Genomic DNA, 25,409 nt, shown 5'->3' on the forward strand with positions numbered 1-25,409 from the left:
GCCGGGCTGGGCGCGCCGTCCGGGGAGGAGGCGCGCATGCCGCGGTCGTTCTTGACGTTCGAACCTCAAATGAACCGAGATCCGTCAAATTCTTGATCGGCCTCGATGGACCGACAGGGCTGCAGACACCTCTTAGATCCAGGCGATGTCGTCAACGTAACAAAAGGCGAAGCCGGAGGCTCCCCGATATTTGGTCTAGTGGACGGGTCCGCTCTTTGAGTTGCGTACCTCAGATTTTGAGGGCAACATGGCGACATGTCCAGAGGTGTTTCGCGCATAACGCTGCAAGACGTGGCTCGCGAGGCCGGCGTGTCGCTGGCGACCGCCGACCGCGTGCTCAATGGTCGGGCCGGCGTGCGCGGCGCCACCGCCGAGCGCGTGAAGGACGCGGTGGCCCGGCTCGGCTACCGTCCGAACCTCGCGGCGGCGCGCCTCGCGCGCGGCGAGACCTACCGCTTCTGCTTCGTGCTGCCGGCCGGCGCCAACGTGTTCATGCGCCTGCTGGCGGAGCAGGTGGCCAATACCGCGAGCTGGCTCGCCGCCAACAACGCCTATATCGACACGCTGCGCGTCGACGTGTTCGCGCCCGAGACCCTGGCCTCGGCGCTGGAAGGGCTCGTCGGCCATTATGACGGCGTCGCCGTGGTGGCGCTCGACCATCCGCGCGTGCGCGCGGCGATCGACGACCTCACCGCCTCCGGCATCGCCGTGGTGACGCTGGTCTCCGACGTGCCGTCCTCGCACCGGCTGCACTATGTCGGCATCGACAATTTCGCCGCCGGCCGCACCGCCGCGACGCTGCTGGGGCGTTTCTCCGGCGGCCGGCGCGGCGCGGTGGGGCTCATCGTCGGCACGCCGGCGCTGCGCGACCACGCCGAGCGCCAGTTCGGCTTCACCCAGGTTCTGGCGGGCGAATATCCCGCGCTGAGGGTGCTGCCGGTCAAGGAAAGCCTCGACGAGGACGAACGCAACGAGGCCATCGTCACGCAGATGCTGCGCGAGGTGCCGGACCTCATCGCGCTCTACAATGTCGGCGCCGGAAATCGCGGCATCGCCGCGGCGGTCTCGGCCGCCAACCGCGCCGGCGATCTCATCTTCATCGGCCACGACCTCACCGACGACACGCGGCGCTTCCTGCTGCGCGGGGTGATGGACGCGGTGATCAACCAGGACGCCGGCCACCAGTCGCGCTCGGCCGCCCGCGTGCTGCTGGCCCATTGCGCCGGCGAACCCCTGCTGAACGAGCAGGAGCGCATCCGCATCGACATCTTCGTGCGGGACAACCTGCCGTGACCTTCCAACTCCGCGTTACCGAAAGGGTATGAGGCATGTTTCTCGGCCTCGACATAGGAACCTCCGCCATCAAGGCGGTGCTGGTCGACGACACCCAGGCCGTCATCGCCACGGCCGAGACGCCGCTGGCGATCTCGCGTCCGCAGCCCGGCTTCAGCGAACAGGATCCGGAAGACTGGTGGCAGGCGACGCTTTCCAGCATCGACCGGCTGAAGGCCGAGAACCCGCAGGCGCTGGCCGCCGTGCGCGGCGTCGGCCTGTCCGGCCAGATGCACGGCGCCGTGCTTTTGGATAAAAATGGCGCCGTGCTGCGGCCGGCGATCCTGTGGAATGACGGGCGTTCCTCGGCCGAATGCCGCGAACTGGAAGAGCGCTTCCCGGCGCTGCACGGGATCGCCGGCAATCTCGCCTTTCCCGGCTTCACCGCGCCCAAGCTGATCTGGGTGAAGAAGCACGAGCCGGAGATCTTCGCCCGCATGGCCAAGGTGCTGCTGCCCAAGGCCTATGTCGGCTACCGCCTCACCGGCGAGATGGTCGAGGAGATGTCCGACGCCTCCGGCACGCTCTGGCTCGACGTCGCCAGGCGCGACTGGTCGGACGAGGCGCTGGCCGCCACCGACATGTCGCGCGCGAACATGCCGCGCCTCGTCGAGGGCAGCGCGGCGGCCGGCCGCCTGAAGCCGGAACTCGCCGCCCGCTGGGGCATGGCGAGCCCGCCGGTGCTGGCGGGCGGGGCGGGCGACAATGCCGCCGGCGCCGTCGGCCTCGGCGCCATCCGCGCCGGCAACGCCTTCGTCTCGCTCGGCACGTCGGGCGTGCTGTGGGCGACCACCAACCGCTACGCGCCGAACCCGGAATCGAGCGTGCACGCCTTCTGCCACGCCATTCCCGGCACCTGGCACCAGATGGGCGTGATCCTCTCCGCCGCCTCGGCGCTCGGCTGGTGGGCGAATGCCTGCAAGGCGACGCCCAGCGACCTGCTGGCCCCGCTCGGCGCGGCGCCGAGCGCGCCCTCCAAGGCGATGTTCCTGCCCTATCTCTCCGGCGAGCGCACGCCGCACAACGACACGGCGATCCGCGCCGCCTTCGTCGGCCTCGACCATGACGCCACGCGCGAGACGATGACGCAGGCGGTGCTGGAAGGCGTCGCCTTCGCCTTCAAGGACTGCCTCGACGCGCTCGCCGCCGCCGGCACCCAGCTCGCCGAGGCCGACGTGATCGGCGGCGGCTCGCGCTCGCGCTTCTGGATCGCGGTGCTGGCCAGCGTGCTCGGCCTGCCGCTCCACCGGGTCGAGGACGGCGAGCGCGGCGGGGCGTTCGGCGCCGCCCGGCTCGCCCGCATGGCGGCGACCGGGGAGAGCCCGGACGCGATCTGCCTGCCGCCGCGCCGCGTCGAGACCATCGACCCCAACCCCGTCCTGCAACAGGCCTATGGGGAACGGCACGCGCTTTACCGGGCGCTGTACCCCGCGCTCAAGGGAGTGACGTCATGAATGCCCCCGCCCGCTTCTTCGCCTCGACCGAGCCGCTGAAATATGCCGGCCCGGAGAGCCGCGACCCGTTCACCTTCCGCTGGTACGACAAGGACCGCGTCGTGCTCGGCAAGCGCATGGAGGACCATCTGCGCTTCGCCGTCGCCTATTGGCACAGCTTCACCTGGCCGGGCGGCGACCCGTTCGGCGGCGAGACCTTCCTGCGGCCCTGGATGCACGGCGCCGACGAGATGGCGCTCGCCCGCGCCAAGGCGGATGTCGCGTTCGAGCTGTTCCGCATCCTCGACGCGCCGTTCTTCGCCTTCCACGACCGCGACATCGCGCCCGAGGGCAAGAGCCTCAAGGAATCCAACGCCAATGTGCGGGCCATCGCCGACATCTTCGCGAAGAAGATGGAAACGTCGAAGGCCAAGCTGCTCTGGGGCACCGCGAACCTGTTCTCCAACCGCCGCTTCATGGCCGGTGCGGCGACCAACCCCGATCCGGACGTGTTCGCCTACTCCGCCGCGCAGGTGAAGAACGTGCTTGAGGTCACCCATGAGCTCGGCGGCGCGAACTATGTGCTGTGGGGCGGGCGCGAAGGCTACGAGACGCTGCTCAACACCGATCTGAAGCGCGAGCTCGACCAGATGGGCCGCTTCCTCAACCTCGTGGTCGAGCACAAGCACAAGATCGGCTTCAAGGGCACGATCCTGATCGAGCCGAAGCCGCAGGAGCCGACCAAGCACCAGTACGATTTCGACGTCGGCACGGTGTACGGCCTGCTGTGCCGCGCCGGGCTGGAGAATGAAGTGAAGGTCAACATCGAGGCGAACCATGCCACGCTGGCCGGCCACAGCTTCGAGCACGAGATCGCCATGGCGGCGGCGCTCGGCATCTTCGGCTCCATCGACATGAACAAGGGCGACGCCCAGTCCGGCTGGGACACCGACCAGTTCCCGACCAATGTCGAGGATACCGCGCTGGCCATGTACGAGATCCTGCGGGCGGGCGGCTACACCACCGGCGGCACTAATTTCGATGCCAAGATCCGTCGCCAGTCGATCGAGCCGGAAGACCTCGTGCTCGCCCACGCCGCCGCCATGGACGTGTGCGCGCGGGCATTGCTGATCGCCGCCGACATGATCGAGGACGGCGCCCTGCAGAAGGCGGTGGATGCGCGCTACGCCGGTTGGGACGCGCCGCAGAACAAGGCGATGCTCTCCAGCGGTGCCTCGCTGGAGGCCATCGCCGCGCGCGCCGAGACGGAAAATCTCGACCCGCAGCCGCGCTCGGGCCGGCAGGAGCGTTTCGAGGCGCTGGCCGGCTCCTATCTGCGCTGATCGGCCGGGTAAATCGGCGCCGGGGGCCTCTCCGGCGCAGATTTCATCATCCTGTGATTGACTTGACGTCATTTCCCCCGTTCGATCCCCTTCGGGAGCGACCCATGACTCGGCCCCGCGCATCGGCGCGGCGCCGACGCCTTCAAAGGGGAAGTGACGAATGCGTCTTCGCATGATGGGAGCAGCGCTGGCCGCGGCGGCCGCCCTGTCCTTTTCGACCGCCGATGCCCAGGTGCGCCCTCCGGCAAGCATGGGCAACCAGATCGTCGACGTGCCCGAGAAGCCCGGCTATGTGCCGAGCGCGGACGAGGAAAACCTCGACCCGGCCTTCCGTCGTCAGCCGGTCTATTTCCGCACCAACGAGCCTCCGGGCACGATCATCGTCCACACCAATGAGCGTTTCCTGTACCTGGTGCTCGGCAACAACCGGGCGCTGCGCTACGGCATCGGCGTCGGGCGCGACGGGTTCCAGTGGGCGGGCCTGCAGAAGGTGAGCCGCAAGGCGGAGTGGCCCGACTGGACGCCGCCGCCGGAGATGATCGAGCGCCAGCCCTATCTGCCCCGCTTCATGGCGGGCGGGCCGGGCAACCCGATGGGCGCGGCCGCGCTCTATCTGGGCTCCACGGTCTACCGCATCCACGGCACCAACATGCCGAACACGATCGGCATGGCGATCTCGTCGGGATGCTTCCGCCTCGTCAATTCCGATGTGCAGGATCTCTACAACCGTGTCCCGCTGGGGACGAAGGTGATCATCCGGCAGGCGCCGGAGCTCTGAGCGCCGCACGTCTCGCCGCTCGCCTTTCGATCGATCTGGGGGAAATATGAACAGGATTGCAACCGCGCTGGCCGCCGCCGGCATTCTCGTCACGGCGGGCTTCGCCCAGGCGGGCACGCTGTCCGACGTGAAGGCGCGCGGCACGCTGAAATGCGGCGTCAGCCAGGGCCTCGCCGGCTTTTCGGCCAAGGACGACAAGGGCCAGTGGACCGGCTTCGACGTCGATCTGTGCAAGGCGATCGCCGCGGCAGTGTTCGACGATGCCTCGAAGGTGGACTATGTGCCGCTCTCGGCCGATGCGCGCTTCCCGGCGCTGCAGAAGGGCGAGATCGACCTGCTCTCGCGCAACTCCACCTGGACCATGCAGCGCGAGGCCGATCTCGGCCTGCTGTTCGCCGCCGTCTCCTATTATGACGGCCAGGGCTTCATGGTGCCGGCCGCGAAGAACGTGATGGGCGCGCTGGAGCTCGGCGGCTCCAAGGTCTGCACCCAGAGCGGCACCACCAGCGCGCTCAACGTCCAGGACTTCTTCAAGCAGAACAAGATGGAGCTGGAGCTGATCCAACTCCCCACCGTCGACGAGGTGGTGAAGGCCTATGCCGACGGCAAGTGCGACGTGCTGACGACCGACGTGTCGCAGCTCTACGCGCTGCGCCTGAAGCTGGCCAAGCCGGCCGACTATGTCGTGCTGCCCGACGTGATCTCCAAGGAGCCGCTCGGCCCGGTGGTGCGCCAGGGCGACGACAACTGGCTCAACATCGTGAAGTGGAGCTTCTATGCGATGCTGAACGCCGAGGAACTCGGCATCAGCCAGGCGACGCTCGACCAGGCGATGCAGTCGGAGAAGCCGGACGTCAAGCGCTTCGTCGGTTCGGATGGCGCCTATGGCGAGAAGCTCGGCCTGACCAAGGACTGGGCGGCGCGGATCGTGAAGAGCGTCGGCAATTACGGCGAGGTGTTCGAGCGCAATATCGGCGCCCAGTCCAAGCTCGGCATTCCGCGCGGCATCAACCAGCTGTGGAGCACCGGCGGCATCCAGTACGCCCCGCCGATCCGCTGAAGCTGATTTCCGAACGTCATCCCGGAACGGCCGCAAGGCCGTATCCGGGATCGCGGAATGATCGGGGAGCGATCCCGGCTCTTCGGCCGGGATGACGGCTGATGGCCTACTCCCCCCGCCAGTTCGCCGGGCGCTTGGCGAGGAAGGATTCCACGCCTTCGCGGAAATCGGCGCTGCCATAGATCTCGCGCACGAGGTCGGTGTCCGGCGCGTGCGGGTCGGTGGCGAGGCGCCGCAACATCTGCTTGGTGACGCGCAGCGTGAGCGGGGCATGGCCGGCGAGACGCGCGCACAGCTCGTCCAGCTTCGCGTCGACTTCCCCGGGAGAGACGACCGAGACGTAGCCGGCCGGCATCTCCTCGGCGGTCGGCGTCTCGGCGGCGAGCAGCATGCGCCGCACCATGCTCACCCCGAGCGTGGTGACGAGGCGCTGCACGTTCGAGGCGGAGAGGCAGTTTCCCAGTGTGCGGGCGATCGGCACGCCGAAGCGCGCGCCTGATGTGGCGAGGCGGAAATCGCAGGCATTGGCCAGCGCCATGCCGCCGCCGACCGCCCAGCCCTCCACCACCGCGACGGTGGGAACGGAAAGCTGCTCCAGCAGGCTCACATAGTGCTCGACCTTCTCCTCATAGGCGATGCCGTCGGCGCCCGACGTGAAGGCGCGGAACTGTTCGATGTCGGTGCCGGCCACAAACGCCTTGCCGCCGGCGCCGCGCAGAACGGCGACGCGTAGGGAAGGATCGGCGGCGATCCGCGCGCAGGCTTGCGCCATCTCTTCATACATGCGCCAGGTCATGGCGTTGCGGGCGGCGGGACGGTCGAAGACGAGGCGCGCGACGGCGCCGTCCTTCGTGAAGTGGACGCGGCCCTGGTCCTGTTCGGCGGCCGGGGCGTCGGGCTTGCTCGCGACGTTCATGGCGCAAAGGCTCCGCGGGCGGCGAGGGCCTCGACGGCGGCGGCGTCGAAGCCGATCTCCTCCAGGATCTCGCCCGTATGCTGGCCGAGCAGCGGCGGGTGCCGGCGCACCTGCTGCGGCGTGCCGGTGAGCTTCACCGCGAAGCCGATATTGGAGACCTTGCCCTCGTTGGGGTGGTCGATCTCCAGCCGCATCTGCCGATGGCGGCCATGCTCGCTCTCGAAGGCCTCCGGATAGGTATACATCGTGCCTGCCGGAATGCCGACGGCGAGCAGGCTCTCCACCCATTCGTCGGAGGTGCGGGTGACGAAGGTCTTCTCCAGTTCCTCGATCAGTTCCTCGCGATGCGCCAGCCGGTCGGGGATGGCGGTGAAGCGCGGGTCCTCGGCGAGGTCGGGACGGCCGAGCGTGTCGCACAGCTGCAGCCACAGCTTCTGGCTGGTGGCCCCCATGACGAAATAGCCGTCCTTCGACTTCACCGCCTGATAGGGAGCCGTCATGCGGTTGGCGGTGCCGAGCGGCACGGGCTGCGTGCCGCGGCCCCAATATTCCGAGATGTCCCACACCGAGAAGGCCAGCGCCGCCTCGAACAGCGAGGCGTCGATATACTGGCCCTCGCCGGTGTTCTTGGCGCCGATATAGGCGGCGAGCGCGGCATAGGTGGCGAACAGGCCGCAGCCGATGTCGGCGACCGGCACGCCGGCCTTCACCGGCGGTCCGCCGGGATGGCCGGTGACGCTCATCACGCCGGACATCGCCTGCGCCATCAGGTCGAAGCCGGGGCGGCCGGCCCAGGGGCCGGTCTGGCCGAAGCCGGAGATCGAGGCGTAGACGAGGCGCGGATTGTATTTGCGCACCGTCTCATAGTCGCATTTCAGCTTCTTCATCACGCCCGGCCGGTAGTTCTCGACCAGGATGTCGGCGCTCTTGACCAGTTCGTAGAACAGTTCGCGCCCGGCCTCGCTCTTCAGGTTCACGGCGACGGAACGCTTGTTCCGGTTCATGTTGAGGAAGCCCATGCTGTCGGGCCCCTTCATCTTGAACCCCATGGCGCCGCGCGTCTGGTCGCCGGTGCCCGGCGGCTCGATCTTGATGACGTCGGCGCCGAGATCGCCGAGCAGCATGCAGCTATAGGGGCCGGCCATGACCTGGCTGACGTCGAGAACCCGCACGCCGGCCAGCGGCAGGGGACGCGCGGGCGTGTCGGTCTCGGGCTCGCGCTGCGGCGTGGCGGGCGTCTCCCGGGCCTGGTCCAGAACATCGCTCATCGGTTCTACCTTTCTGCGGCGGGCGCGGCGCCCGAATGCACAATCAATAATTACGAATGGCAAGGCCGGCTCCGCCATGCGGCGGAGCGGTCGTCTCAGGCGGTCAGGGGTGTCGAGGTCTTGCGGGCCCGCGCGGGAGCGCGCTCGTCCGCCGTCGCGCGCGACGCTTCCGCGCTCGTGCGCAGGATGAAGGCGCGGGCGATGCCGGCGGTGGTGCCCATGACGTGGTGTTCGAGCAGCTCGGCAAGGCGGGGGGCGTCGCGCGCCTCCAGCGCCTCGATCATCGCCTTGTGCTCGATCACCGCCGCGGCCCAGTGCTCGCGGCTCTTGCGCACCACGAAGCGGCAGGCGTGGATGCGGGTGAGGATCTGCTGATAGAACGCCGAGAGCGTCGCATTGCCGGCGATCTCGAAGAAGGATTCGTGGATCAGCCGGTTCTGGCGCAGATACTCGACCTCCTCGCCCTTCTCGAAATACTCCATCATCCGGTCGTGCAGCACGCGCACGCGGCCGATGTCCTCGTCGCTGGCGCGGGCGCAGGCAAGCAGGCCGGCAAGGCGCTCCAGCGAGGCCATGATCGGGAACAGTTCCTCGATCTGGTCTTCGGTGATGCGGGCGACGATGGCCCCGCGATGCGGCAGAATCTGCAGCACGCCTTCGGCGGCCAGCACCTTCAGCGCCTCGCGGATCGGCGTGCGCGAGACGCCGAAGCGTTCGCAGAGCTGTTCTTCCGGCACTTTCTCGCCCGGCCGGAGTTCGCCCTGCAGGATCATCTCCCGCAGGGGGGCCACGAGGGATTCGTGGAGAGAATGTCGGACGATCGGGGCAGACGGCATTCGTTGTATCCTTGGCGGCTTCTGCGAGCCTGTGCGTTTCCTTGCGAAAGGATAACCGCGAATCGCCGGCTGCGGGAAGTCAATCACGCCGACCTCCCGTGAACCCCGGCATCGCCGGCGCCGGTGCGGGCGAACAGGCTGCCCTTGAACAGGGCGGTGATCAGCGGCAGGCAGAGCAGCAGGATGCCCAGGCCCATCATGCTGGCGACGAGGCCGTTGGAGAAGAAGATCGCCGGCGAACCGTCCGAGGTCAGCATGGCCTGGCGGAAGGCGTCCTCCGCCTTGTCGCCGAGCACCATGGCGAGCACGAAGGGCGCGAGCGGATAGTCGAGCTTCTTGAAGACATAGCCGACGATGCCGAAGCCGAGCGCCATCCAGATGTCGAAGACGTGGTTCGACACCGTATAGGCGCCGATCACGCAGACGATGGTGATCATCGGCCCGACGACGGTGAAGGGGGCGCGCAGGATGAAGGCGAACAGCGGGACGGTGGCCAGCACCAGCACCACGGCGATGAGGTTGCCCATATACATCGAGGCGATGAGGCCCCAGACGAAATCCGGCCGGGTGGAGAACAGCATCGGGCCGGGGGAGAGACCCCAGATCATCAGCCCGCCCATCATCACCGCCGCGGTGGCCGAGCCGGGAATGCCCAGCGCCAGCATCGGGAGGAGGGCGCAGGAGCCGGCCGAGTGGTCGGCGGTCTCCGGCGCCACGATGCCCTCGGGCTCGCCCTTGCCGAAGTGCTTGCCGCACCGGGAGAAGCGGCGGCCGAGCGCGTAGCTCATGAAGGAGGCGGCGGTCGGCCCGCCCGGCGTGATGCCCATCCAGCAGCCGATCAGCGCGCTGCGCAGCAGCGTCACCCAGTAGCGGGGCATCTCGGCGACGGTGCGGGCGATGGTGCGGATGTCGAGCTTGGCGCGCACGCCCTCGAATTTCAGCCCTTCCTCCATGGTGAGCAGCAATTCGCCGATGCCGAACAGGCCGATGACGGCGATGAGGAAGGAGATGCCGCCGATGAGCTCGTCGAACTCGAAGGTCAGGCGGCTCTCACCGGAGATGGTGTCGATGCCGACCGTGGCGGCGGCGAAGCCGAGCATCATCGAGACCAGCGTCTTGAAGGGCGAGCCGCCGGCCATGCCGATGAAGCTGGCGAAGGCCATGAAATACACGGCGAAATACTCGGCCGAGCCGAAGCGCATGGCGAAGGCGGCGACCCAGCCCGACAGCAGGGTGATGACGATGACGCCGGTGAGCGCGCCGATGCCGGCCGAGGTGAAGGCGAGGGTGAGCGCGCGCACCGCCTGGCCCTGCTTGGCCATCGGGTAGCCGTCGAAGGTGGTGGCGACGGAGGAGGGCTCGCCGGGAATGTTGAACAGGATCGAGGTGGTCGATCCCCCGAACAGCGCGCCCCAGTACATCGAGGTCAGGAGGATGATCGCCGAGATCGGGTCCATGGTGAAGGTCAGCGGCAGCAGCAGCGACACGCCGTTGGGCGCGCCGAGGCCCGGCAGCACGCCGACGATCAGGCCGAGAAGCACGCCCACCACCATGATCATCACATGATGGGCGGTGAGCGCGACGGCGAAGCCGTCCATCAACTGGCCGAAATTGCCCATGGCCGCTTCCTCTTTCCGTTTTCTTCTTTGTTCTCAGTAGATGCCGAAATATTCGAGGATCGGTCCCTTCAGCAGCGGGACCATGAAGATCTTCTCGAAGATGACGAAGTTGATCGCGACCACGGCGGCGGCGGCCAGCAGCGCGGTCGCGGTGCGGAAGCCCGCCGCCACCCGCAGGGCGTAGAAGATGTAGAGCGCCATGCCGACATAGAGGCCGAGCCAGGCGGAGATGACCGTCATGGCGACGATCGGCAGGAAGAAGGCGACGACGGTGCGCAGCCGCGCGCCGTCGATGAAGCTGTCGCCCGAGGCTGCAGCACGTCGAAGCAGCAGCGTCTGCAGTATCGTCGCGGCGCTGCCGAGCAGGATCAGGCAGCCGATATAGAAGGGGAAATAGCCCGCTTCCGGGCCGCCGGCGCCCCAGGCGATGCCGTTCTCGGTCGCGCCGTAGCACACGATGCCGCCGACGGCGGCGGTGCCGCAGGCGGTCGCTATCTCCATGGTATTGCGAGAGATATCCATGACGTAACTCCGGGGCGGGGCCGCCGGTGCGGCCCCGCATGTCGCGTTTCTCGGGAAGGAACTACTGCGCGGTCTTCAGCCAGCCATTGGTCTTGTAGATCTCGGCATAGGTGGCTTCGTGCTGCTTGATGAAGTCCTTGAACGCATCGCCCGTCAGCATGCGCGGAATCTGCGCCCCCCGTTCCTCGTAGGATTTGAACTCCGGCGTGGCGGCGGCCTTGGTGAACAGGTCGACGTAATAGGCCAGCGCCTCCGGCGGGATGTCCGCCGCCGCCCAGATGGTGCGCGGCTGGGCGAAGGTCTTCACGTCGATGCCGGCTTCCACGCAGGTCGGGACGTCGTTCCACGACAGGCCGTCGACGATGACGGTCTTGTCGGCGAGGCGCTCGCTCTCGAACACGCAGAGCGGCTTCTGCACGCCGGCCTTCCACTGCTCGACACTCTCGCTGGGATTGTTGACGTTCGCCGTGATGTGGCCGCCGGCGACCTGGATCGCCGCCTCGCTGCCGGACTTGTAGGGGATGTAGGTGAGGTCGGTGCCGGTGGCGCGCTCGATGAGGGTCATCAGCGTCTCGTCGGCTTCCTTGGCCTTGGCGCCGCCGACCTTGATCTGGCCCGGATTCTCCTTCGCCTTGGCGATGAAGCCCTTCACGTCCTCGATGCCGGAGGTCTTCGGATTCACCCAGAGGATGAAGGGATCGAACACCATCGCCGCGACCGGGGTGAGGTCGCCCATCGTGTAGGAGAGCTTGTTGGCGAGCGGGAGGACATAGGCGTCCTGCGTGCCGAAATAGAGCTTGTAGGGGTCGCCCTTGTTCGATTTGGCGTAGATGAAGGTCTCGGCACCCGAGCCGCCGGACTTGTTGGCGACGATGATCGGCGTGGTCAGCAACTCGTTCTTGCTCAGCGCCGACTGGATGACGCGCGCGAACGTGTCGGTGCCGCCGCCGGGGCCGGCCGCGGCGACGAATTCCACCGGGCGGTTCGGCTGCCATTCGGCGCGGGCGGCGACCGGAAGGGCCACCGACAGCGTGAGGGCAAGCGCAGTAAGGGCGTGTTTGGGCATGTAATTCCTCCCATTGAGAATTGTTGCGCGGGCTTTGCCTCGCGATTGTTGGCGGCACGCTATCGCATCAATCATTTCACATCAATAATTATAGATGCGATTTTTACGACGATGTCGCGCGTGCGCCCGCGGTCAAGCGGCTCGACCGCAGCGGGGGGCCATGATGTCGACGCCGAAACGTCCGTGTCGTCGAAAACGCTGTCCGATCAGCCCGTTGGGCAGGGGGGCGCCGTGTCCGGCGCTAGGCGCCGATCCGTCTTTCGAGCGTGTCCTTGCCCGCGGCGACGCAGCGCCGGTCGAAATCGGCCTGCGCGGCGGCGATGGTCGTCAGGTTGGCCTGCGCCCATTGCCCGAGCGCCATGACCGGCTCGCGCAACGAATGGCCCAGCTCCGTGAGTTCGTAATCCACGCGCGGGGGAATGGTGGGATAGACGGAGCGCGACACCAGCCCGTCGCGCTCCAGCCCACGCAGGGTGAGGGTGAGCATGCGCTGCGAGATGCCGTCGATCATGCGCTTCATTTCGTTGAAGCGGCGGGGCCCGTCGGCCAGCTGCATGACGATCAGCACGCTCCATTTGTCGCCGATGCGGGCAAGCAGGCGGCTGATCTGGCGGCAGCCCTCACTCTGGGAATGTCGATGTGCCTCAGTCACTTCGGTGTGCCTCGGTATGGAGAATGTGCGTTCTTGCGCACTATGGAGATAGGCACGTAATTAGTCCAGGTAACAAAACGTAACCTGACAAACACGGTGCCAACCATGTCGGACCACACGCTCGTGCATATCGATTCCTCCATCCTCGGCGGGCATTCCGTCAGCCGCCAGGTGAGCGCCGCCATCGTCGCGCGGCTCACCGCCGCCGATCCGTCGCTCGCGGTAGTCTATCGCGATCTCGCGGCTGATCCGCTGCCGCACGCGACGCCAGCCAGCATGCCGGCCGACCATCCGATCTCCGGCGGCAAGGGCGATGCGGCGAGCCAGCAGGCGCTGGACGAGTTCCTCGCGGCCGACATCGTGGTGATCGGCGCGCCGATGTACAATTTCTCGGTGCCGACGCAGCTGCGCGCCTGGATCGACCGCATCCTCGTGCCCGGCAAGACCTTCGCCTATGGCGCCGATGGCACGGTGACGGGCCTGGCCGCCGGCAAGCGCGTGATCGTCGCGCTGGCGCGCGGCGGCATCTACGCCGACCCGGCCTTCGCGGCGGCCGCCGAGCATGCGGAAACCTATCTGCGCTGGGTCTTCGGCTTCGTCGGCGTCGCGCCGGAATTCATCGTGGCGGACGGCATCGCCGCCGGCCAGCGCGAGGCGGCGCTGGAAGGCGCGCTGAAGAGCGCAGCCGAACTGAAGGCGGCGTGAGGGGCGGCGCGCGGCACGGCCTCGACCGAACACCCATTCACGCGTCATCCCGGCCGAAGGCGAAGCCGCAGAGCCGGGGTCGCACCTCATCCTGCATGCGATCCCGGATCGGCCTTCGGCCGTCCGGGATGACGCCACGATTCAGGGCGCCGCGCGGCCTATTCCGCCGCGCGGGTGCCGGGCGGATCGAGCGATTCGTGCACCATCGCCGCCTTGTGGCGCAGGTGTTCCTTGAGGATGGCGCCGAGACGGGCGCCATCGCGCGCCTTGAGCGCGGCCATCATCTCCTCATGGTCCTCCACCGCCTCGCGCCAGCGCTCGCTAGACTTCTGGGCGATGAAGCGCACCGCATGGATGCGCACCATGAGGGTCTGGTAGAGCTGGCTGAGCGCGTGATTGCCGGCGAGATCGAAGAACCGCTCGTGGATCGCCCGGTTCAGGCGCAGATAGGCGGCGGGGTCGTTGGCGCGGTAATGCGCCAGCATCTCGTCATGCATCGCCTGCACGCCGGCGATGTCGGCATCGGTGACGCGGGCGCAGGCGGCTTCGCCCGCCAGCCCTTCCAGCGCGCCCATGATCGGGAAGAGTTCGTCGACCTCGTCCGGCGAGACCTTGGCGACGCTGGCCCCGCGATTGGGCGAGAGAATCAGCAATCCCTCATTGGCCAGAACCTTCAGCGCCTCGCGCAGCGGAGTGCGCGAGACGCCGAAACGCTGGCAGAGCGCCGGTTCGGAGATCTTGTCGCCGGCCTTGAGATCGCCGCGCATGAGCATGTCGCGCAGCTGCGCGGCCAGCTCGTCATGCAGGCTCCGCCTCGGAATGATCGCCGTATCCGACATCGCCATGCGGCGAATCTCCCAGACGCCGCGCACCCGGCGCGGCATGAAGTGTCCCAAGGACCCTTAAATCGCTCCGGCCGCAAGATTTCGCAAGCCGGCCGGAGCTTTCCGGATCACGCCGCGGCGCTCATCGGGTTCGCCGCGCAGGCGGCAAGGTAGTCCATCGCCGCCTGCACGCCGCCCTTCTTGTGCGGCACGCCGGCGACCGACAGGCCCATCTCGACGCCGGAGAGCGCGCCGAGGATGGTCAGGTCGTTGGTGTCGCCGAGATGGCCGATGCGGAAGACGCGGCCGGAAAGCTTGGTGAGGCCGGTGCCGAGCGACATGTCGAAGTGGTTCAGCGTCTTCTCGCGGAAGGCGTCGGCGTCGTGGCCCTCGGGCATCAGCACGGCGGTCAGCGAGGACGAATAGTACTTCGGGTCGCGGCACAGCACCTCGAGGCCCCAGGCGCGGACGGCGCGGCGGGTGGCTTCGGCATGGCGGTCATGGCGGGCGAAGACATTGTCCAGCCCTTCCTCGTGCAGCATGTCGATGGCCTCGGCGAGGCCGTAGAGCAGGTTGGTGCCGGGCGTATAGGGGAAAAAGCCCTTTTCGTTGTGCGGCAGCATCTCCTCCCACGACCAGAACAGCTTGGGCGTGGTGGACTTCTTGGCGGCCGCCAGCGCCTTGTCGGAGATGGCGTTGAACGACAGGCCCGGCGGCAGCATCAGGCCCTTCTGCGAGCCGGAGACGGTGACGTCGACGCCCCATTCGTCGTGGCGGAAGTCGATCGAGGCCAGCGAGGAGATGGTGTCGACCATCAGCAGCGCCGGATGGCCGGCATTGTCGATGGCCTTGCGCACTTCCGCGATGCGCGAGATGCAGCCGGTCGAGGTCTCGTTATGGACGACGCAGACCGCCTTGAACTCGTGATTCTTGTCCTCGCGCAGCCGCGCCTCGATGGCGTCGGCGTCGGCGCCGATGCGCCAGTCCGAGCCGATGAACTCGGGGTGCAGGCCGAGCTTGATCGCCATGTTCTTCCACAGCGTGGCGAAATGGCCGGTCTCGAACATCAGCACCTTGTCGCCGGGCGAGAGCACGTTGGCGAGCGCGGCTTCCCACGCGCCGGTGCCGGAGGCGGGGTAGATGATGACCGGGCTGGCGGTCTTGAAGACGGTCTTCATGCCTTCCAGCACACGCTTGCCGAGCTTCTGGAACTCGGGGCCGCGATGGTCGATGGTGGGCATGTCCATCGCCCGCAGGATGCGGTCGGGCACCGGGGTCGGGCCGGGAATCTGCAGGAAATGACGACCCGCGACCCGGGCGGCATTGCTGGACATCGGTGTTCTCTCCCATAGGTCGGCGCGGCGATCGGGCGCGCCGGTTTGTGCACATGAGGCCGGGGAAGCCATTCCCCGTGCCCTTGATCTTGCATAAATGAATTATGAATGCAAAATGCGATCAAGTCCACGGGGCGTGCGCGGGATTTGTGAAACGGACGCACTGAGGGACGTGAGGGAGTGAGAGCATCATGGCGGCACGGCTGGCGCCCGGACTGGAGCGGCGCCTGAAGGCAGAAGTTACGGGGGATGTGTGGTTCGACCGCTTCAACCGCGGGCGCTACGCCACCGATGCCTCGTTTTACCAGATCATGCCGATGGGCGTCGTCGTGCCGCGCACGACGCAGGAAGCGGAACGCGTCATCGCGCTGGCGCGCGCCGAGGGCATACCCGTCACCGCGCGCGGCGGCGGCACCTCGCAATGCGGCCAGACGATCAACGAATCGCTTGTCATCGACGGCTCCAAGCACCTCAACCGCATCCTCGAACTCGATGTGGAGAACCGGCGCTGCGTCGTCGAGCCGGGCATCGTGCTCGACGACCTCAACCGGGCGCTGAAGAAGCACGGCCTGTGGTTCCCGGTCGATGTGTCGACCGCTAGCCGCGCCACCATCGGCGGCATGGCCGGCAACAACAGCTGCGGCGGGCGCTCGCTGCGCTACGGCACGATGCGCGACAATGTGCTCTCGATCGACGCCATGCTGGCCGACGGCGCCAAGGCGCATTTCGGGCCGGTGGACCACAACCTCTCCAGCCTGCCCGAGGGCTCGCCGCTGGCGCCGCTCGCCCGCGACCTTCTCGACCTCGGCGCGCGCGAGGCGGCCGAGGTGGCGGCGCGCTTCCCCAGCGTGCAGCGCCGCGTCGGCGGCTACAATCTCGACGCGCTGGTGCCCAATGCGCGCGGCACCAATCTCGCCCACATCCTCGTCGGTTCCGAGGGCACGCTCGCCTATTCCACCCGGATCGAGCTCAAGCTCTGGCCGCTGATCGGCAAGAAGGTGATCGGCGCCTGCCATTTCGGCAGCTTCTATGAGGCGATGAACGCCGCCCAGCATCTGGTGAAGCTCAAGCCCATCGCGGTTGAGCTGGTGGATTCCACCCTGCTGGCGCTGGCCGGCGACATCCCGATGTTCCAGGCGACGCTGAAGCAGTTCGTGCGCGGCACGCCGGACGCCATCCTGCTGGTCGAGTTCGCCGAGGACGAGGCGGAGAATGAGCGCCGGCTGAAGCTGCTGGAACAGACCATGGGCGATCTCGGCTTCGGCTGGGACCGCGCGGGCGCCCGCTGGGGCGGCGTGGTGAGCGTGCGCGAGGCGGGGCTGCAGGCCGCCATCGCCGATGTGCGCACCTCCGGCCTCAACATCATGATGTCGATGAAGCAGGCGGGAAAGCCCGTCTCCTTCGTCGAGGACTGCGCGGTGCCGCTGCCGCACCTCGCCGACTACACGGCCCGGCTGACGGAAGTGTTCGAGAAGAACGGCACGCGCGGCACCTGGTACGCGCACGCCTCCGAGGGCTGCCTGCATGTGCGCCCGGTGCTCAATCTGCGCCTCGAGAAGGACGTGAAGGCGATGCGCGCCATCGCCGAGGAAGCCTTCGCCATGGTGCGCGAATACAAGGGCTCGCATTCCGGCGAGCATGGCGACGGCATCGTGCGCTCGGAGTTCCACGAGACGATGTTCGGCTCGCGCCTCGTGCGCGCCTTCGAGGAGGTGAAGGACCGCTTCGACCCGACCGGGCTGTACAATCCCGGCAAGATCGTGCGGGCGCCGAAATTCGACGACCGCCGCCTGTTCCGCTACGCCCCCGACTACAAGGTGGAGCCGATCAAGGCCGCGCTCGACTGGTCGGGCTATTCCGGCGAGGGCGGCGGCCTGCAGGGCGCCATCGAGATGTGCAACAACAACGGCGCCTGCCGCAAGGCGGTCGCCGGGGTGATGTGCCCGAGCTACCGCGTCACCCGCGACGAGAAGGACGTGACGCGCGGGCGCGCCAACACGCTGCGCCTTGCCATTTCCGGCCGTCTCGGCCGCGACGCGCTGGCCTCCGACGAGATGATGGAGACGCTGAAGCTGTGCGTCTCCTGCAAGGGCTGCCGGCGCGAATGCCCGACCGGCGTCGACATGGCCAAGATGAAGATCGAGGCGCTGGCGGCGCGGGCGAAGGCGAAGGGTATCACCCTGCACCAGAAGCTGGTCGCCTACATGCCCCGCTATGCGCCGCTTGCCGCCAAGGTGCCGTGGCTGCTGAACCTGCGCGACACGCTGCCGGGCGCGGCGAAGCTGTCGGAGATCGTTGCCCAGTTCAGCGCCCGCCGCTCGCTGCCGCGCTGGCGCGCCGACGCCTTCCGCGAGGAGCAGACGGCGTTCGGCCCGGCGGATGGGCGCGAGGTGGTGCTGTTCGCCGACACCTTCAACCGCTGGTTCGAGAAGGAGAACATCGTCGCCGCGCTGGAGGTGCTGACCGCCGCCGGCTACCGCGTGCACATGCCGCGTCCGGTGGACGGGCAGAAGCGCGCCCTGTGCTGCGGGCGCACCTTCCTTTCCGCCGGGTTGGTGGACGAGGCGAAGGCCGAGGCGCGGCGCGTCATAGAGACCTACGCCCCCTTCGTGGCGCGCGGCGTGCCGGTGGTCGGGCTGGAGCCGAGCTGCCTGCTCGCCTTCCGCGACGAACTGCCCTCGATGCTGCCGGGAGAGGGGGCGCAGACGCTTTCCGCCCACGCCCTGCTGATCGAGGAGTTCATCGCCCGCGAGATCGACGCCGGGCGGTTCGATCTGCCGCTGGCGCCACTCGCGGAGAAGGCGCTGCTGCACGGCCACTGCCACCAGAAGTCGTTCGGCGCCATGGGTGCGGTGGAGAAGGCGCTGCGCCTCGTGCCGGGGCTGCATGTCGAGACGGTAGAATCGAGCTGCTGCGGCATGGCGGGGGCTTTCGGCTACCACGCGGAGACCATCGACACCTCGCTCGCCATGGCGGAGCTGTCGCTGCTACCGGCAGTGCGCAAGGCCGAGGCGGGCACGCTGGTGGTGGCGGACGGCACGTCGTGCCGCCACCAGATCCATGACGGCGCCGACCGTGACGCCGTGCATGTGGTGCAGGTGCTGGCGCAGAGCCTCGCGGCGGCCCGCGCGAACCACCCGGTACGGCGGCTGGAGGCGGCGGAGTAGACGCCTCTCCGCGATACGCGCTCTATCTCAAGGCCCCCGCGCTTGCCGGCGCGGGGGCCTTTTCGTTTGCTGCCGCTTCCCTTGCTGCGGCTTCGTTTTCTGGCGCCCGGGCGGGCGGTGCTCCCTGCCTGCGGCGGGCAAAGAAAAACCTCCCCGGCGGGGCCGGGGAGGTCAGGAAAAGTCAGGCTCTTTCGGCGGTCAGTTCACCGGCATGACGCCGATCGAGGGATCGCCGTAGAACCACTGCGTCGGCGCCAGGGCGAACCAGGGCACGTAGGTGCAGATCATCAGCACCGCGAGCAGCACGATCAGGAAGCCGACATTGGCCTTGGTCGTCTGCCAGATGTCCGACTTGGCGATCGAGCAGGCGGCGATGAGCACCGAGGCGACCGGCGGCGTCTGCTGGCCGATGGCGAGGTTCAGCGTCAGCACCAGGCCGAAATGCACCGGGTCGATGCCCACCTGCTGGATCAGCGGCAGGACGATCGGCACGGTCAGGATGATCGCCGCCGCCGAATGCAGGAACATGCCGAGGATCAGGAACAGCACGTTCAGCAGCAGCAGGACGAGGTAGGGATTGGTGGTCAGCTCGGCGATGGAGCTCGCCAGCGCCTGCGGCACCCGGCTCTCGGTGAGGAACACCCCGACCAGCGCCGAGGAGGCGACCAGCAGCATCACCACCGCCGTCTGCAGCGCGCCGTCGACCAGGGCGCGGTAGAGCGCCTTGAAGTCGAGCTCGCGATAGACGACGACCGAGATGAACAGCGCCGCGACCACGGCGACCGCCGCGCCCTCGGTGGCGGTGACGAAGCCGCCGAAGATGCCGCCGAGGATGACGACCGGCAGCATCAGCGCCCACAGCGCCTCACGGAACGCCGTCGCCAGCCGGCTCCAGGCGAAGCGCTGCTCCACGGGGAAGTCGTTCTTCACCGCGTAGTACCAGCTCGCCAGAGCGAGGCCGGCGCCGCCGAGAAGGCCGGGCAGCAGGCCGGAGATGAACATCTTCACCACCGAGACCTGCGCCATGACCGCGTAGAGGATCATCGGGATCGAGGGCGGCAGGATGATCGCCAGGCTCGCCGAGGAGGACGAGATCGCCGCCGCGAACTCCTTGCTGTAGCCGCGGCTCTTCATGGCCGGGATCAGCAGAGAGCCGAGCGCGGCGACGCCGGCGACCGCCGAGCCAGAAATCTCGGCGAAGAACATCGACGAGCCGATCGTCACCATGGCGAGGCCGCCGCGCACGAAGCCGAGCATGGCGGAGGCGAGGTTGATCAGCCGCCGCGAGATCGACGACGAGTTCATGATGCCGCCCGCCAGAATGAAGAGCGGGATGGCGAGCAGCGGGAAGTTGGTGGCGCCCTCGAACATGACCAGCGCCACGTTCGGCAGCATGTCGGCACCCTGCGTCGCCCAGATGGCGATCACCGCCACCATGCCGAGCGCCACGGCGATCGGCACGTTCAGCAGAACCATGCCGAACAGGCCGACGAACATAAGACCCATTGTGCTGGTCATCGGGCGGAGCCTCCGGCGGCCGGGGCCGATTCATGGACGGTTTCGAGCGCTTCCTTCAGCTCATGGTCCTCGAAGCCGGCGCCGCGGGCGGCGGCGAGCACTTCGGGAAAGCGCAGCAGCTCGGCGATGATGAACAGAACCGCCGTGATCGGGATCACCGACTGGGTGACGACCAGCGAAATCGAGGGGATCGACACCAGCGTGTCGCCCTGCAGGATGTTCAGCACCTCGAGGCCGGTGACGGTGAGGATCACGAAGAAGGTGAGGACGATGATCTCCGCCATGATGGTGGAGGCAACGCGCAGCGAGGGCGGGAAGGCGTTCACGATGCCCGGAAAGCCGATATGGGCGCCGCGCAGGGCGGCCAGGGCGCTGCCGTAATAGGTCAGCCAGCACAGGCCGATCGAGGCGATCTCATCATACCAGACCAGCGACAGGCCGAGGGCCCGGAACATGAAGCCGAGGACAATGATTCCGGTGAGGCCGGCCATCAGCAGCGCAGCGATGACTTCCAAGATCCGATCATAGGATCTTCTGATTGCGAGCATGTTCCTGTTCCAAGGGCGCGGGCGCTCGGCCGCGCGTTCTGAGAAGAGCGGGGGGCTGTTCGGGGCGGAACCGACCGGCGGGCCTACGAACCCGCCGGTCGGCGAGGGCTCAGGAGCCCTTGCCGAGGGCGAGGGAGTCGTCGATCAGCTTCTGACCGCCCGGAACTTCCTTCGCGAACTCCTCGTAGACGGGCTTGGACGCCTCGATGAAGGCGGTCTTGTCGACCTCGTTCACCTGCATGCCGGCCTCCTTGAGCTTGCCGAGCAGCTCGTCGTCGAGGCGCGCGGCGATCTCGAGGGCCACCGGCTGCATCTCGACGGCGGTCTCGGCGAGGGCCTTCTGCACGTCCGGCGGCAGCTTCGACCAGCTGCGGCCGGCGGTGAGGTAGGCCGGGGTGTAGACGTGGCCGGTCATCGACAGGTACTTCTGCACTTCCTGGAAGCGCGAGGGGTAGATCTGGGCGAGGGGGTTCTCCTGCCCGTCCATCACCCCGGTCTGCAGCGCGACGAAGACTTCCGACAGCGCCATCGGGCTCGGCGTCGCGCCGTAAGCCTGGAACATGCGCACGCGCCACACGCCCTTGGGAACGCGCAGCTTGATGCCCTTGAGATCCTCGGGCTTGTTGATCGCGCGGCTGTTGTTGGTGATCTGGCGGAAGCCGTTCTCCCAGACCGCGATGATCTCGTAGCCCTTGTCCTTGGCAATCGGCACCAGCACCGGCTCGATCACCGCATCGCGGATCTTGACCGCGTGGTCGCGGTCCTTGACCAGATAGGGCATCTCGAACAGGCCGAATTCCGGCGCCACGGTGGTCATGACCGTGGAAGGCAGTGCGAGGTCGACGGTGCCGAGCTTGAGCTTCTTCAGCAGTTCGCTGTCGCTGCCGAGCTGGCTGGAGCCATAGACGACGACATTGGCCTTGTCGCCGAGCTTGGCGTTGGCACGTTTGGCGAATTCCTGCGAGGTCTGGTCGAACAACGAACCGGGCTCGCCGACATGGCCGAGCTTGATCTCGATGGGCTCGGCCGCCGCCGTGGCGGCTAACAACATAGTGCCGGCAAGTGCCGACACGATTCGCGTGAAGCGGATCATGGCATGCTCCTTTGGGTTTCCTGTTGACCGGTTATCCGGCACTTTCTTGGTTTCGCGCGGCCTTGCCGAGAGCGACGTCAGACGCGTGAGACGCATGACGCCAATCCTAAGCCAACCGAACTATGAATTATGAATGCAAAAATTGCCGGAGAAGGCAAGGCGAGACTTGACGTTCTCGTGTCGAAAGGCTCATTCCGGCCTCGCGAGAGCCAGCCCAGCCAGGGAGCGACCATGTCCAGCCTCAGCCTGAATGCCGCCCAGACGATCCTGTCCACCGCCCTCGATCATTGCCGCAAGGGCAATTTCAAGCCGATGGCCGTCGTCGTGCTCGACGCGCGCGGCGCGGTGAAGGTGTCCGCCGCCGAGGACGGCACCAGCCTGAAGCGCTTCGAGGTCGCCCATGGCAAGGCTTATGGCGCGCTGTCGCTCGGCATGGGCTCGCGCTCGATCTTCAAGCGGGCCAAGGAGCAGGCCTTCTTCATCGCCTCGGTGACGGACGTGGTCGGCGGGGCGCTGGTGCCGGTGCCCGGCGGCGTGCTGATCCGCGACGCGGGCGGCGAGGTCGTCGGTGCGGTCGGCATTTCCGGCGACACGTCCGAGAATGACGAGGCGGCGGCCATGGCTGGTATCGGGGTGGCGGGTCTGGTCGGCGATCCCGGCGCCGACTGAACGCATCATTCATTTCCGAAATTTGCTGGGCGCGCCGGGGGAACACGGCGCGCCCTTTCCGCGTTAGGTCGGTGAATACCGCGCGACGCTTCCGCTTGCTGGGCGGGTACTCTGCAATCCGCCGTCTTCCTGACGGGTTTCATTCAGCAAGCATTCATCGACGGCTCGTTATGACGTTCATAACGAAACGTAGTACGGAGGAGTGCCGAGATGAAGAAGCTCATAATCGCCGTTGCGGCCGCCGCAACCTTGGTGACGTCAAGCGTAATTCCGGCCATGTCGGCGCCCTGGTCGCCGTCGGGACTGAGTGTTCCGGGATCCCAGGTGGAAACGGTGCGTTACCGTCATGGTTATTATTACAATGGCGGGAGGCATTACTATAACGGGCACCGTGGCTACAACTACTACCGTCCCGGCTATCGCAACTACAATGGCTGGTGGTATCCCGCCGGCGCCTTCGCCGCCGGCGCGCTCATCGGCGGCGCCATTGGCGGGGCGATGGCGCAGCCGGGGCCGAGCTATGTCGTGCCGGGCAGCACCAGCGCGCATATCCAGTGGTGCGCCAACCGCTACCGGTCCTACCGGGCCTCGGACAATACGTTCCAGCCCTACAACGCGCCGCGCCAGCAGTGCATCTCGCCCTACTGAGCGGCACGCACCGACGATCACGAGAAGCCCGGCTCCGGCCGGGCTTTTTGTTTGGCGGTCCGCCGTCCCGGGCCGCTTGTGGGCGGCAGGCGATATCGGGGAACGAAGGGCCGGGCGCGCGTTGAAGCGCCCTGCGGCGGCGGCTATAGCTTGCCGGGATCGAGCGCGGTGACGACCCGTCTCGTTGCGCGGGGAGCCGGGAAAAGGTCGGAAGCATCGGATGAAGGTGCCGTACCGCGCGGACATAGACGGCCTGCGCGCCATTGCGGTGCTGGCGGTGCTGTTCTTCCATTCCGGCGTATCGCTGGTGCCGGGCGGCTATGTCGGCGTCGACGTCTTCTTCGTCATCAGCGGCTTTCTGATCACCTCGATCCTGCGGCGCGAGGTCGAGGACGGCACCTATTCGATCGTCACATTCTACGAGCGCCGCATCCGCCGGATCATTCCCTCGCTGGTGGTCGTGAGCGTGGCGACGATCCTGCTCGCCGGCTTCATCCTGCTCCCCAGCATGAACCGGACCGTGCCGAAACAGGCGCTGTCCGCTCTCGGCTTCGTCGCCAACCTCTATTTCTGGCGAACGGCCGACTATTTCGCGCCGAACGCCGAGACGATGCCGTTCCTGCACACCTGGTCGCTCGGGGTGGAGGAGCAGTTCTACATCGTCATGCCGCTGGCCATGGTGGTCGTCTGCCGCTGGCGGCGCCGATGGCAGCTTGCCGCGCTGCTCGCGGCGGTCGCCGTCTCCTTCGCGCTCTCGGTCGGGCTGACGCCGAGCCGCCCAGTGCCCGCCTTCTATCTCCTGCCGACGCGCGCCTGGGAGCTTCTGGCCGGCGCGCTGCTGACCTATGTGCCGCGTGGCGGTGTTCACCGGCAGTGGCTCGACGAGGTGCTCGCCGCGGCCGGCCTCGCCATGCTCGCGGCGGCGGTTTTCCTGTTCGATGCCGCGACGCCGTTTCCCGGCTATGCCGCCGCCTTGCCGGTGCTCGGCGCGGTGCTGCTGATCCATGCCGCGCCAGGAACCCGTGTCGGGACGCTGCTGTCGGTCCGCCCGCTGGTCGGCGTCGGGCTCATTTCCTATTCGCTCTATCTCTGGCACTGGCCGATCGTCGTGTTCGCCAAGAGCGGGCGTTTCACGCTGGATCCCGCTTTCGAGCCGGTGCTGATCATCGGCCTTTCGGTCGTCCTTGCGCTGCTGTCGTGGCGCTATGTCGAACAGCCGTTCCGCAATCGGGCGGTGCTGCCGCCGCGCCGGATGCTGGGGCTCGTCGCCGCCGGCTGCGTCGCGGTCTTGGCGACGGGCGGGCTCCTGAAGGCGTCCGGCGGCCATTTCACCGCGATGGGCGCCCGCGAGATGGCGTTCGACCGTGCGCGGTTCGATATCAGCCCCTGGCGCCTCGATTGCCATCTCAGTGCCGGCGTCACGCGTCCGGGCGGCTACTGCCAACTGGGCGACGGCTCTAAGGGGGAACTGACCGTCTGGGCCGACAGCCACGGCGTGGAACTTTCCGCGGCGCTGGCGCAGCTCGGCTACAAGGTCACCACCATCACCTATTCGGCCTGCCTGCCATCGCCGGACTATGTCAGCGTGACGCGGCCGCACTGCCAGGCGCACAATGCCAGCGTCCTCGCACAGCTCACGAGTGGCGACGTACCCAAGCGCATCGTTCTCATCGCCAATCTGGCGGGTTATCCCGAGGAGGTGGTTCCCGGCATCGTCAAGGCCGCCAACGCCCTCGCGGCCGACGGCCACGACGTCATGCTCGTCGGCCCGATGCCGACGCCGAAGCTGGACGTGCCGACGCATCTCGCCTATGGGCACGCCCCCGATTTCCAGCCGGAGACGGAACGGGTCTATGCGCTGCTGTCCGGTCTCGATCCGCGCGTGCGGGTGATCAATCCGACCGAGATCTTCTGCAGGGGCGGCCAGTGCTCCATGCTGGTGGACGGGGCGCCGCTGCTGTTCGATACGAACCATCCGAGCCTGACCGCCGCGCGGCACATCGCCGCCGCCCTGCCGCCGCCGGCACTCGCAAGGCAGAACTGAGCGTCAGGCGCGCCGGCCAGGGCCGCGCGCGAGA

General features: G+C 67.5%; 22 protein-coding genes. 10 read left to right on the forward strand and 12 right to left on the reverse strand.

Annotated elements, in window-relative coordinates:
• The first annotated feature begins 255 nt into the window (after positions 1 to 255).
• The 5 genes from AC1PZ7_RS09880 to AC1PZ7_RS09900 all read left to right on the forward strand — a co-directional run bounded on the left by AC1PZ7_RS09880 (position 256) and on the right by AC1PZ7_RS09900 (position 5,946).
• Positions 256 to 1,293, forward strand: a complete 1,038-nt coding sequence (locus AC1PZ7_RS09880) for a LacI family DNA-binding transcriptional regulator (RefSeq protein ID WP_482359293.1) — start codon at positions 256 to 258, stop codon at positions 1,291 to 1,293.
• A 35-nt stretch (positions 1,294 to 1,328) separates the two neighbouring features.
• The gene (xylB, locus tag AC1PZ7_RS09885; protein ID WP_482359294.1) at positions 1,329 to 2,786 is read left to right on the forward strand and encodes a xylulokinase; all 1,458 of its coding nucleotides are present in this window, start codon (positions 1,329 to 1,331) and stop codon (positions 2,784 to 2,786) included.
• A complete protein-coding gene (xylA, locus tag AC1PZ7_RS09890) occupies positions 2,783 to 4,108 on the forward strand; it encodes a xylose isomerase (protein ID WP_482359295.1) in 1,326 nt (441 codons plus the stop codon). The genes xylB and xylA overlap by 4 nt, the downstream gene beginning before the upstream one ends.
• A gap of 160 nt (positions 4,109 to 4,268) precedes the next feature.
• The gene (locus tag AC1PZ7_RS09895; protein WP_482359296.1) at positions 4,269 to 4,886 is read left to right on the forward strand and encodes a L,D-transpeptidase; all 618 of its coding nucleotides are present in this window, start codon (positions 4,269 to 4,271) and stop codon (positions 4,884 to 4,886) included.
• Between the two features lie 46 nt (positions 4,887 to 4,932).
• Entirely contained in the window at positions 4,933 to 5,946 is a 1,014-nt protein-coding gene (locus AC1PZ7_RS09900) for an amino acid ABC transporter substrate-binding protein (RefSeq protein WP_482359297.1), read from the forward strand.
• Between the two features lie 106 nt (positions 5,947 to 6,052).
• Here the strand turns inward: AC1PZ7_RS09900 and AC1PZ7_RS09905 are convergent, their stop codons facing one another.
• The 7 genes from AC1PZ7_RS09905 to AC1PZ7_RS09935 form a co-directional block, all read right to left on the reverse strand.
• Complete coding sequence (locus AC1PZ7_RS09905; RefSeq protein ID WP_482359298.1) at positions 6,053 to 6,862, reverse strand: enoyl-CoA hydratase/isomerase family protein; 810 nt, start codon at positions 6,860 to 6,862, stop codon at positions 6,053 to 6,055.
• Positions 6,859 to 8,130 carry a CaiB/BaiF CoA transferase family protein gene (locus AC1PZ7_RS09910; protein ID WP_482359299.1) on the reverse strand — a complete coding sequence of 424 codons (1,272 nt, stop codon included), beginning with the start codon at positions 8,128 to 8,130 and terminating at the stop codon, positions 6,859 to 6,861. Before AC1PZ7_RS09910 ends, AC1PZ7_RS09905 begins: the two co-directional genes overlap by 4 nt.
• 95 nt (positions 8,131 to 8,225) lie before the next feature.
• Entirely contained in the window at positions 8,226 to 8,921 is a 696-nt protein-coding gene (locus tag AC1PZ7_RS09915) for a GntR family transcriptional regulator (protein WP_482359300.1), read from the reverse strand.
• A 128-nt stretch (positions 8,922 to 9,049) separates the two neighbouring features.
• The gene (locus AC1PZ7_RS09920; RefSeq protein WP_482359301.1) at positions 9,050 to 10,585 is read right to left on the reverse strand and encodes a tripartite tricarboxylate transporter permease; all 1,536 of its coding nucleotides are present in this window, start codon (positions 10,583 to 10,585) and stop codon (positions 9,050 to 9,052) included.
• Between the two features lie 33 nt (positions 10,586 to 10,618).
• Complete coding sequence (locus tag AC1PZ7_RS09925; protein WP_482359302.1) at positions 10,619 to 11,107, reverse strand: tripartite tricarboxylate transporter TctB family protein; 489 nt, start codon at positions 11,105 to 11,107, stop codon at positions 10,619 to 10,621.
• Between the two features lie 61 nt (positions 11,108 to 11,168).
• Positions 11,169 to 12,173, reverse strand: coding sequence for a Bug family tripartite tricarboxylate transporter substrate binding protein (locus AC1PZ7_RS09930; protein WP_482359303.1), 1,005 nt, complete (start codon positions 12,171 to 12,173; stop codon positions 11,169 to 11,171).
• Between the two features lie 241 nt (positions 12,174 to 12,414).
• Complete coding sequence (locus tag AC1PZ7_RS09935) at positions 12,415 to 12,825, reverse strand: winged helix-turn-helix transcriptional regulator (protein WP_482359304.1); 411 nt, start codon at positions 12,823 to 12,825, stop codon at positions 12,415 to 12,417.
• Positions 12,826 to 12,930: 105 nt separating this feature from the next.
• Here AC1PZ7_RS09935 and AC1PZ7_RS09940 point away from each other — a divergent pair, with 105 nt between their 5' ends.
• Positions 12,931 to 13,530 carry an FMN-dependent NADH-azoreductase gene (locus tag AC1PZ7_RS09940; protein ID WP_482359305.1) on the forward strand — a complete coding sequence of 200 codons (600 nt, stop codon included), beginning with the start codon at positions 12,931 to 12,933 and terminating at the stop codon, positions 13,528 to 13,530.
• Positions 13,531 to 13,688: 158 nt separating this feature from the next.
• Here the strand turns inward: AC1PZ7_RS09940 and AC1PZ7_RS09945 are convergent, their stop codons facing one another.
• Positions 13,689 to 14,375 (reverse strand): GntR family transcriptional regulator, encoded by a 687-nt coding sequence (locus AC1PZ7_RS09945; RefSeq protein WP_482359306.1) that lies wholly within the window; start codon positions 14,373 to 14,375, stop codon positions 13,689 to 13,691.
• Between the two features lie 107 nt (positions 14,376 to 14,482).
• Positions 14,483 to 15,688 (reverse strand): pyridoxal-phosphate-dependent aminotransferase family protein, encoded by a 1,206-nt coding sequence (locus AC1PZ7_RS09950; RefSeq protein ID WP_482359307.1) that lies wholly within the window; start codon positions 15,686 to 15,688, stop codon positions 14,483 to 14,485.
• Between the two features lie 191 nt (positions 15,689 to 15,879).
• Between AC1PZ7_RS09950 and AC1PZ7_RS09955 the strand changes: the two genes are divergently transcribed.
• Positions 15,880 to 18,855: an FAD-binding and (Fe-S)-binding domain-containing protein gene (locus tag AC1PZ7_RS09955; protein WP_482359308.1), complete on the forward strand. Its 2,976-nt coding sequence runs from the start codon at positions 15,880 to 15,882 to the stop codon at positions 18,853 to 18,855.
• Between the two features lie 198 nt (positions 18,856 to 19,053).
• Here AC1PZ7_RS09955 and AC1PZ7_RS09960 read toward each other — a convergent pair whose 3' ends face one another.
• The 3 genes from AC1PZ7_RS09960 to AC1PZ7_RS09970 form a co-directional block, all read right to left on the reverse strand.
• Entirely contained in the window at positions 19,054 to 20,373 is a 1,320-nt protein-coding gene (locus AC1PZ7_RS09960) for a TRAP transporter large permease (RefSeq protein WP_482359309.1), read from the reverse strand.
• Entirely contained in the window at positions 20,370 to 20,888 is a 519-nt protein-coding gene (locus AC1PZ7_RS09965; RefSeq protein WP_482359310.1) for a TRAP transporter small permease, read from the reverse strand. Before AC1PZ7_RS09965 ends, AC1PZ7_RS09960 begins: the two co-directional genes overlap by 4 nt.
• Positions 20,889 to 21,030: 142 nt before the next feature.
• Positions 21,031 to 22,014, reverse strand: a complete 984-nt coding sequence (locus AC1PZ7_RS09970) for a TRAP transporter substrate-binding protein (RefSeq protein ID WP_482359311.1) — start codon at positions 22,012 to 22,014, stop codon at positions 21,031 to 21,033.
• Between the two features lie 231 nt (positions 22,015 to 22,245).
• Here AC1PZ7_RS09970 and AC1PZ7_RS09975 point away from each other — a divergent pair, with 231 nt between their 5' ends.
• The 3 genes from AC1PZ7_RS09975 (at position 22,246) to AC1PZ7_RS09985 (ending at position 25,375) form a co-directional block, all read left to right on the forward strand.
• Positions 22,246 to 22,683, forward strand: a complete 438-nt coding sequence (locus AC1PZ7_RS09975; protein WP_482359312.1) for a GlcG/HbpS family heme-binding protein — start codon at positions 22,246 to 22,248, stop codon at positions 22,681 to 22,683.
• Between the two features lie 324 nt (positions 22,684 to 23,007).
• Complete coding sequence (locus AC1PZ7_RS09980) at positions 23,008 to 23,331, forward strand: BA14K family protein (protein WP_482359313.1); 324 nt, start codon at positions 23,008 to 23,010, stop codon at positions 23,329 to 23,331.
• A 220-nt stretch (positions 23,332 to 23,551) separates the two neighbouring features.
• Positions 23,552 to 25,375, forward strand: a complete 1,824-nt coding sequence (locus tag AC1PZ7_RS09985; protein WP_482359314.1) for an acyltransferase family protein — start codon at positions 23,552 to 23,554, stop codon at positions 25,373 to 25,375.
• The last annotated feature ends 34 nt before the right edge of the window (positions 25,376 to 25,409 follow it).

The organism is Ancylobacter sp. TW_SC_1, from assembly GCF_056836805.1.

Excerpts from the sequence above, each read along its gene's own strand:
- AC1PZ7_RS09880 (WP_482359293.1), top strand. The coding sequence starts at position 256 with ATGTCCAGAGGTGTTTCGCGCATAACGCTGCAAGACGTGGCTCGCGAG.
- xylB (WP_482359294.1), top strand. The coding sequence starts at position 1,329 with ATGTTTCTCGGCCTCGACATAGGAACCTCCGCCATCAAGGCGGTGCTG.
- xylA (WP_482359295.1), top strand. The coding sequence starts at position 2,783 with ATGAATGCCCCCGCCCGCTTCTTCGCCTCGACCGAGCCGCTGAAATAT.
- AC1PZ7_RS09895 (WP_482359296.1), top strand. The coding sequence starts at position 4,269 with ATGCGTCTTCGCATGATGGGAGCAGCGCTGGCCGCGGCGGCCGCCCTG.
- AC1PZ7_RS09900 (WP_482359297.1), top strand. The coding sequence starts at position 4,933 with ATGAACAGGATTGCAACCGCGCTGGCCGCCGCCGGCATTCTCGTCACG.
- AC1PZ7_RS09905 (WP_482359298.1), bottom strand. The coding sequence starts at position 6,862 with ATGAACGTCGCGAGCAAGCCCGACGCCCCGGCCGCCGAACAGGACCAG.
- AC1PZ7_RS09910 (WP_482359299.1), bottom strand. The coding sequence starts at position 8,130 with ATGAGCGATGTTCTGGACCAGGCCCGGGAGACGCCCGCCACGCCGCAG.
- AC1PZ7_RS09920 (WP_482359301.1), bottom strand. The coding sequence starts at position 10,585 with ATGGGCAATTTCGGCCAGTTGATGGACGGCTTCGCCGTCGCGCTCACC.
- AC1PZ7_RS09925 (WP_482359302.1), bottom strand. The coding sequence starts at position 11,107 with ATGGATATCTCTCGCAATACCATGGAGATAGCGACCGCCTGCGGCACC.
- AC1PZ7_RS09930 (WP_482359303.1), bottom strand. The coding sequence starts at position 12,173 with ATGCCCAAACACGCCCTTACTGCGCTTGCCCTCACGCTGTCGGTGGCC.
- AC1PZ7_RS09940 (WP_482359305.1), top strand. The coding sequence starts at position 12,931 with ATGTCGGACCACACGCTCGTGCATATCGATTCCTCCATCCTCGGCGGG.
- AC1PZ7_RS09945 (WP_482359306.1), bottom strand. The coding sequence starts at position 14,375 with ATGGCGATGTCGGATACGGCGATCATTCCGAGGCGGAGCCTGCATGAC.
- AC1PZ7_RS09950 (WP_482359307.1), bottom strand. The coding sequence starts at position 15,688 with ATGTCCAGCAATGCCGCCCGGGTCGCGGGTCGTCATTTCCTGCAGATT.
- AC1PZ7_RS09955 (WP_482359308.1), top strand. The coding sequence starts at position 15,880 with ATGGCGGCACGGCTGGCGCCCGGACTGGAGCGGCGCCTGAAGGCAGAA.
- AC1PZ7_RS09960 (WP_482359309.1), bottom strand. The coding sequence starts at position 20,373 with ATGACCAGCACAATGGGTCTTATGTTCGTCGGCCTGTTCGGCATGGTT.
- AC1PZ7_RS09970 (WP_482359311.1), bottom strand. The coding sequence starts at position 22,014 with ATGATCCGCTTCACGCGAATCGTGTCGGCACTTGCCGGCACTATGTTG.
- AC1PZ7_RS09975 (WP_482359312.1), top strand. The coding sequence starts at position 22,246 with ATGTCCAGCCTCAGCCTGAATGCCGCCCAGACGATCCTGTCCACCGCC.
- AC1PZ7_RS09985 (WP_482359314.1), top strand. The coding sequence starts at position 23,552 with ATGAAGGTGCCGTACCGCGCGGACATAGACGGCCTGCGCGCCATTGCG.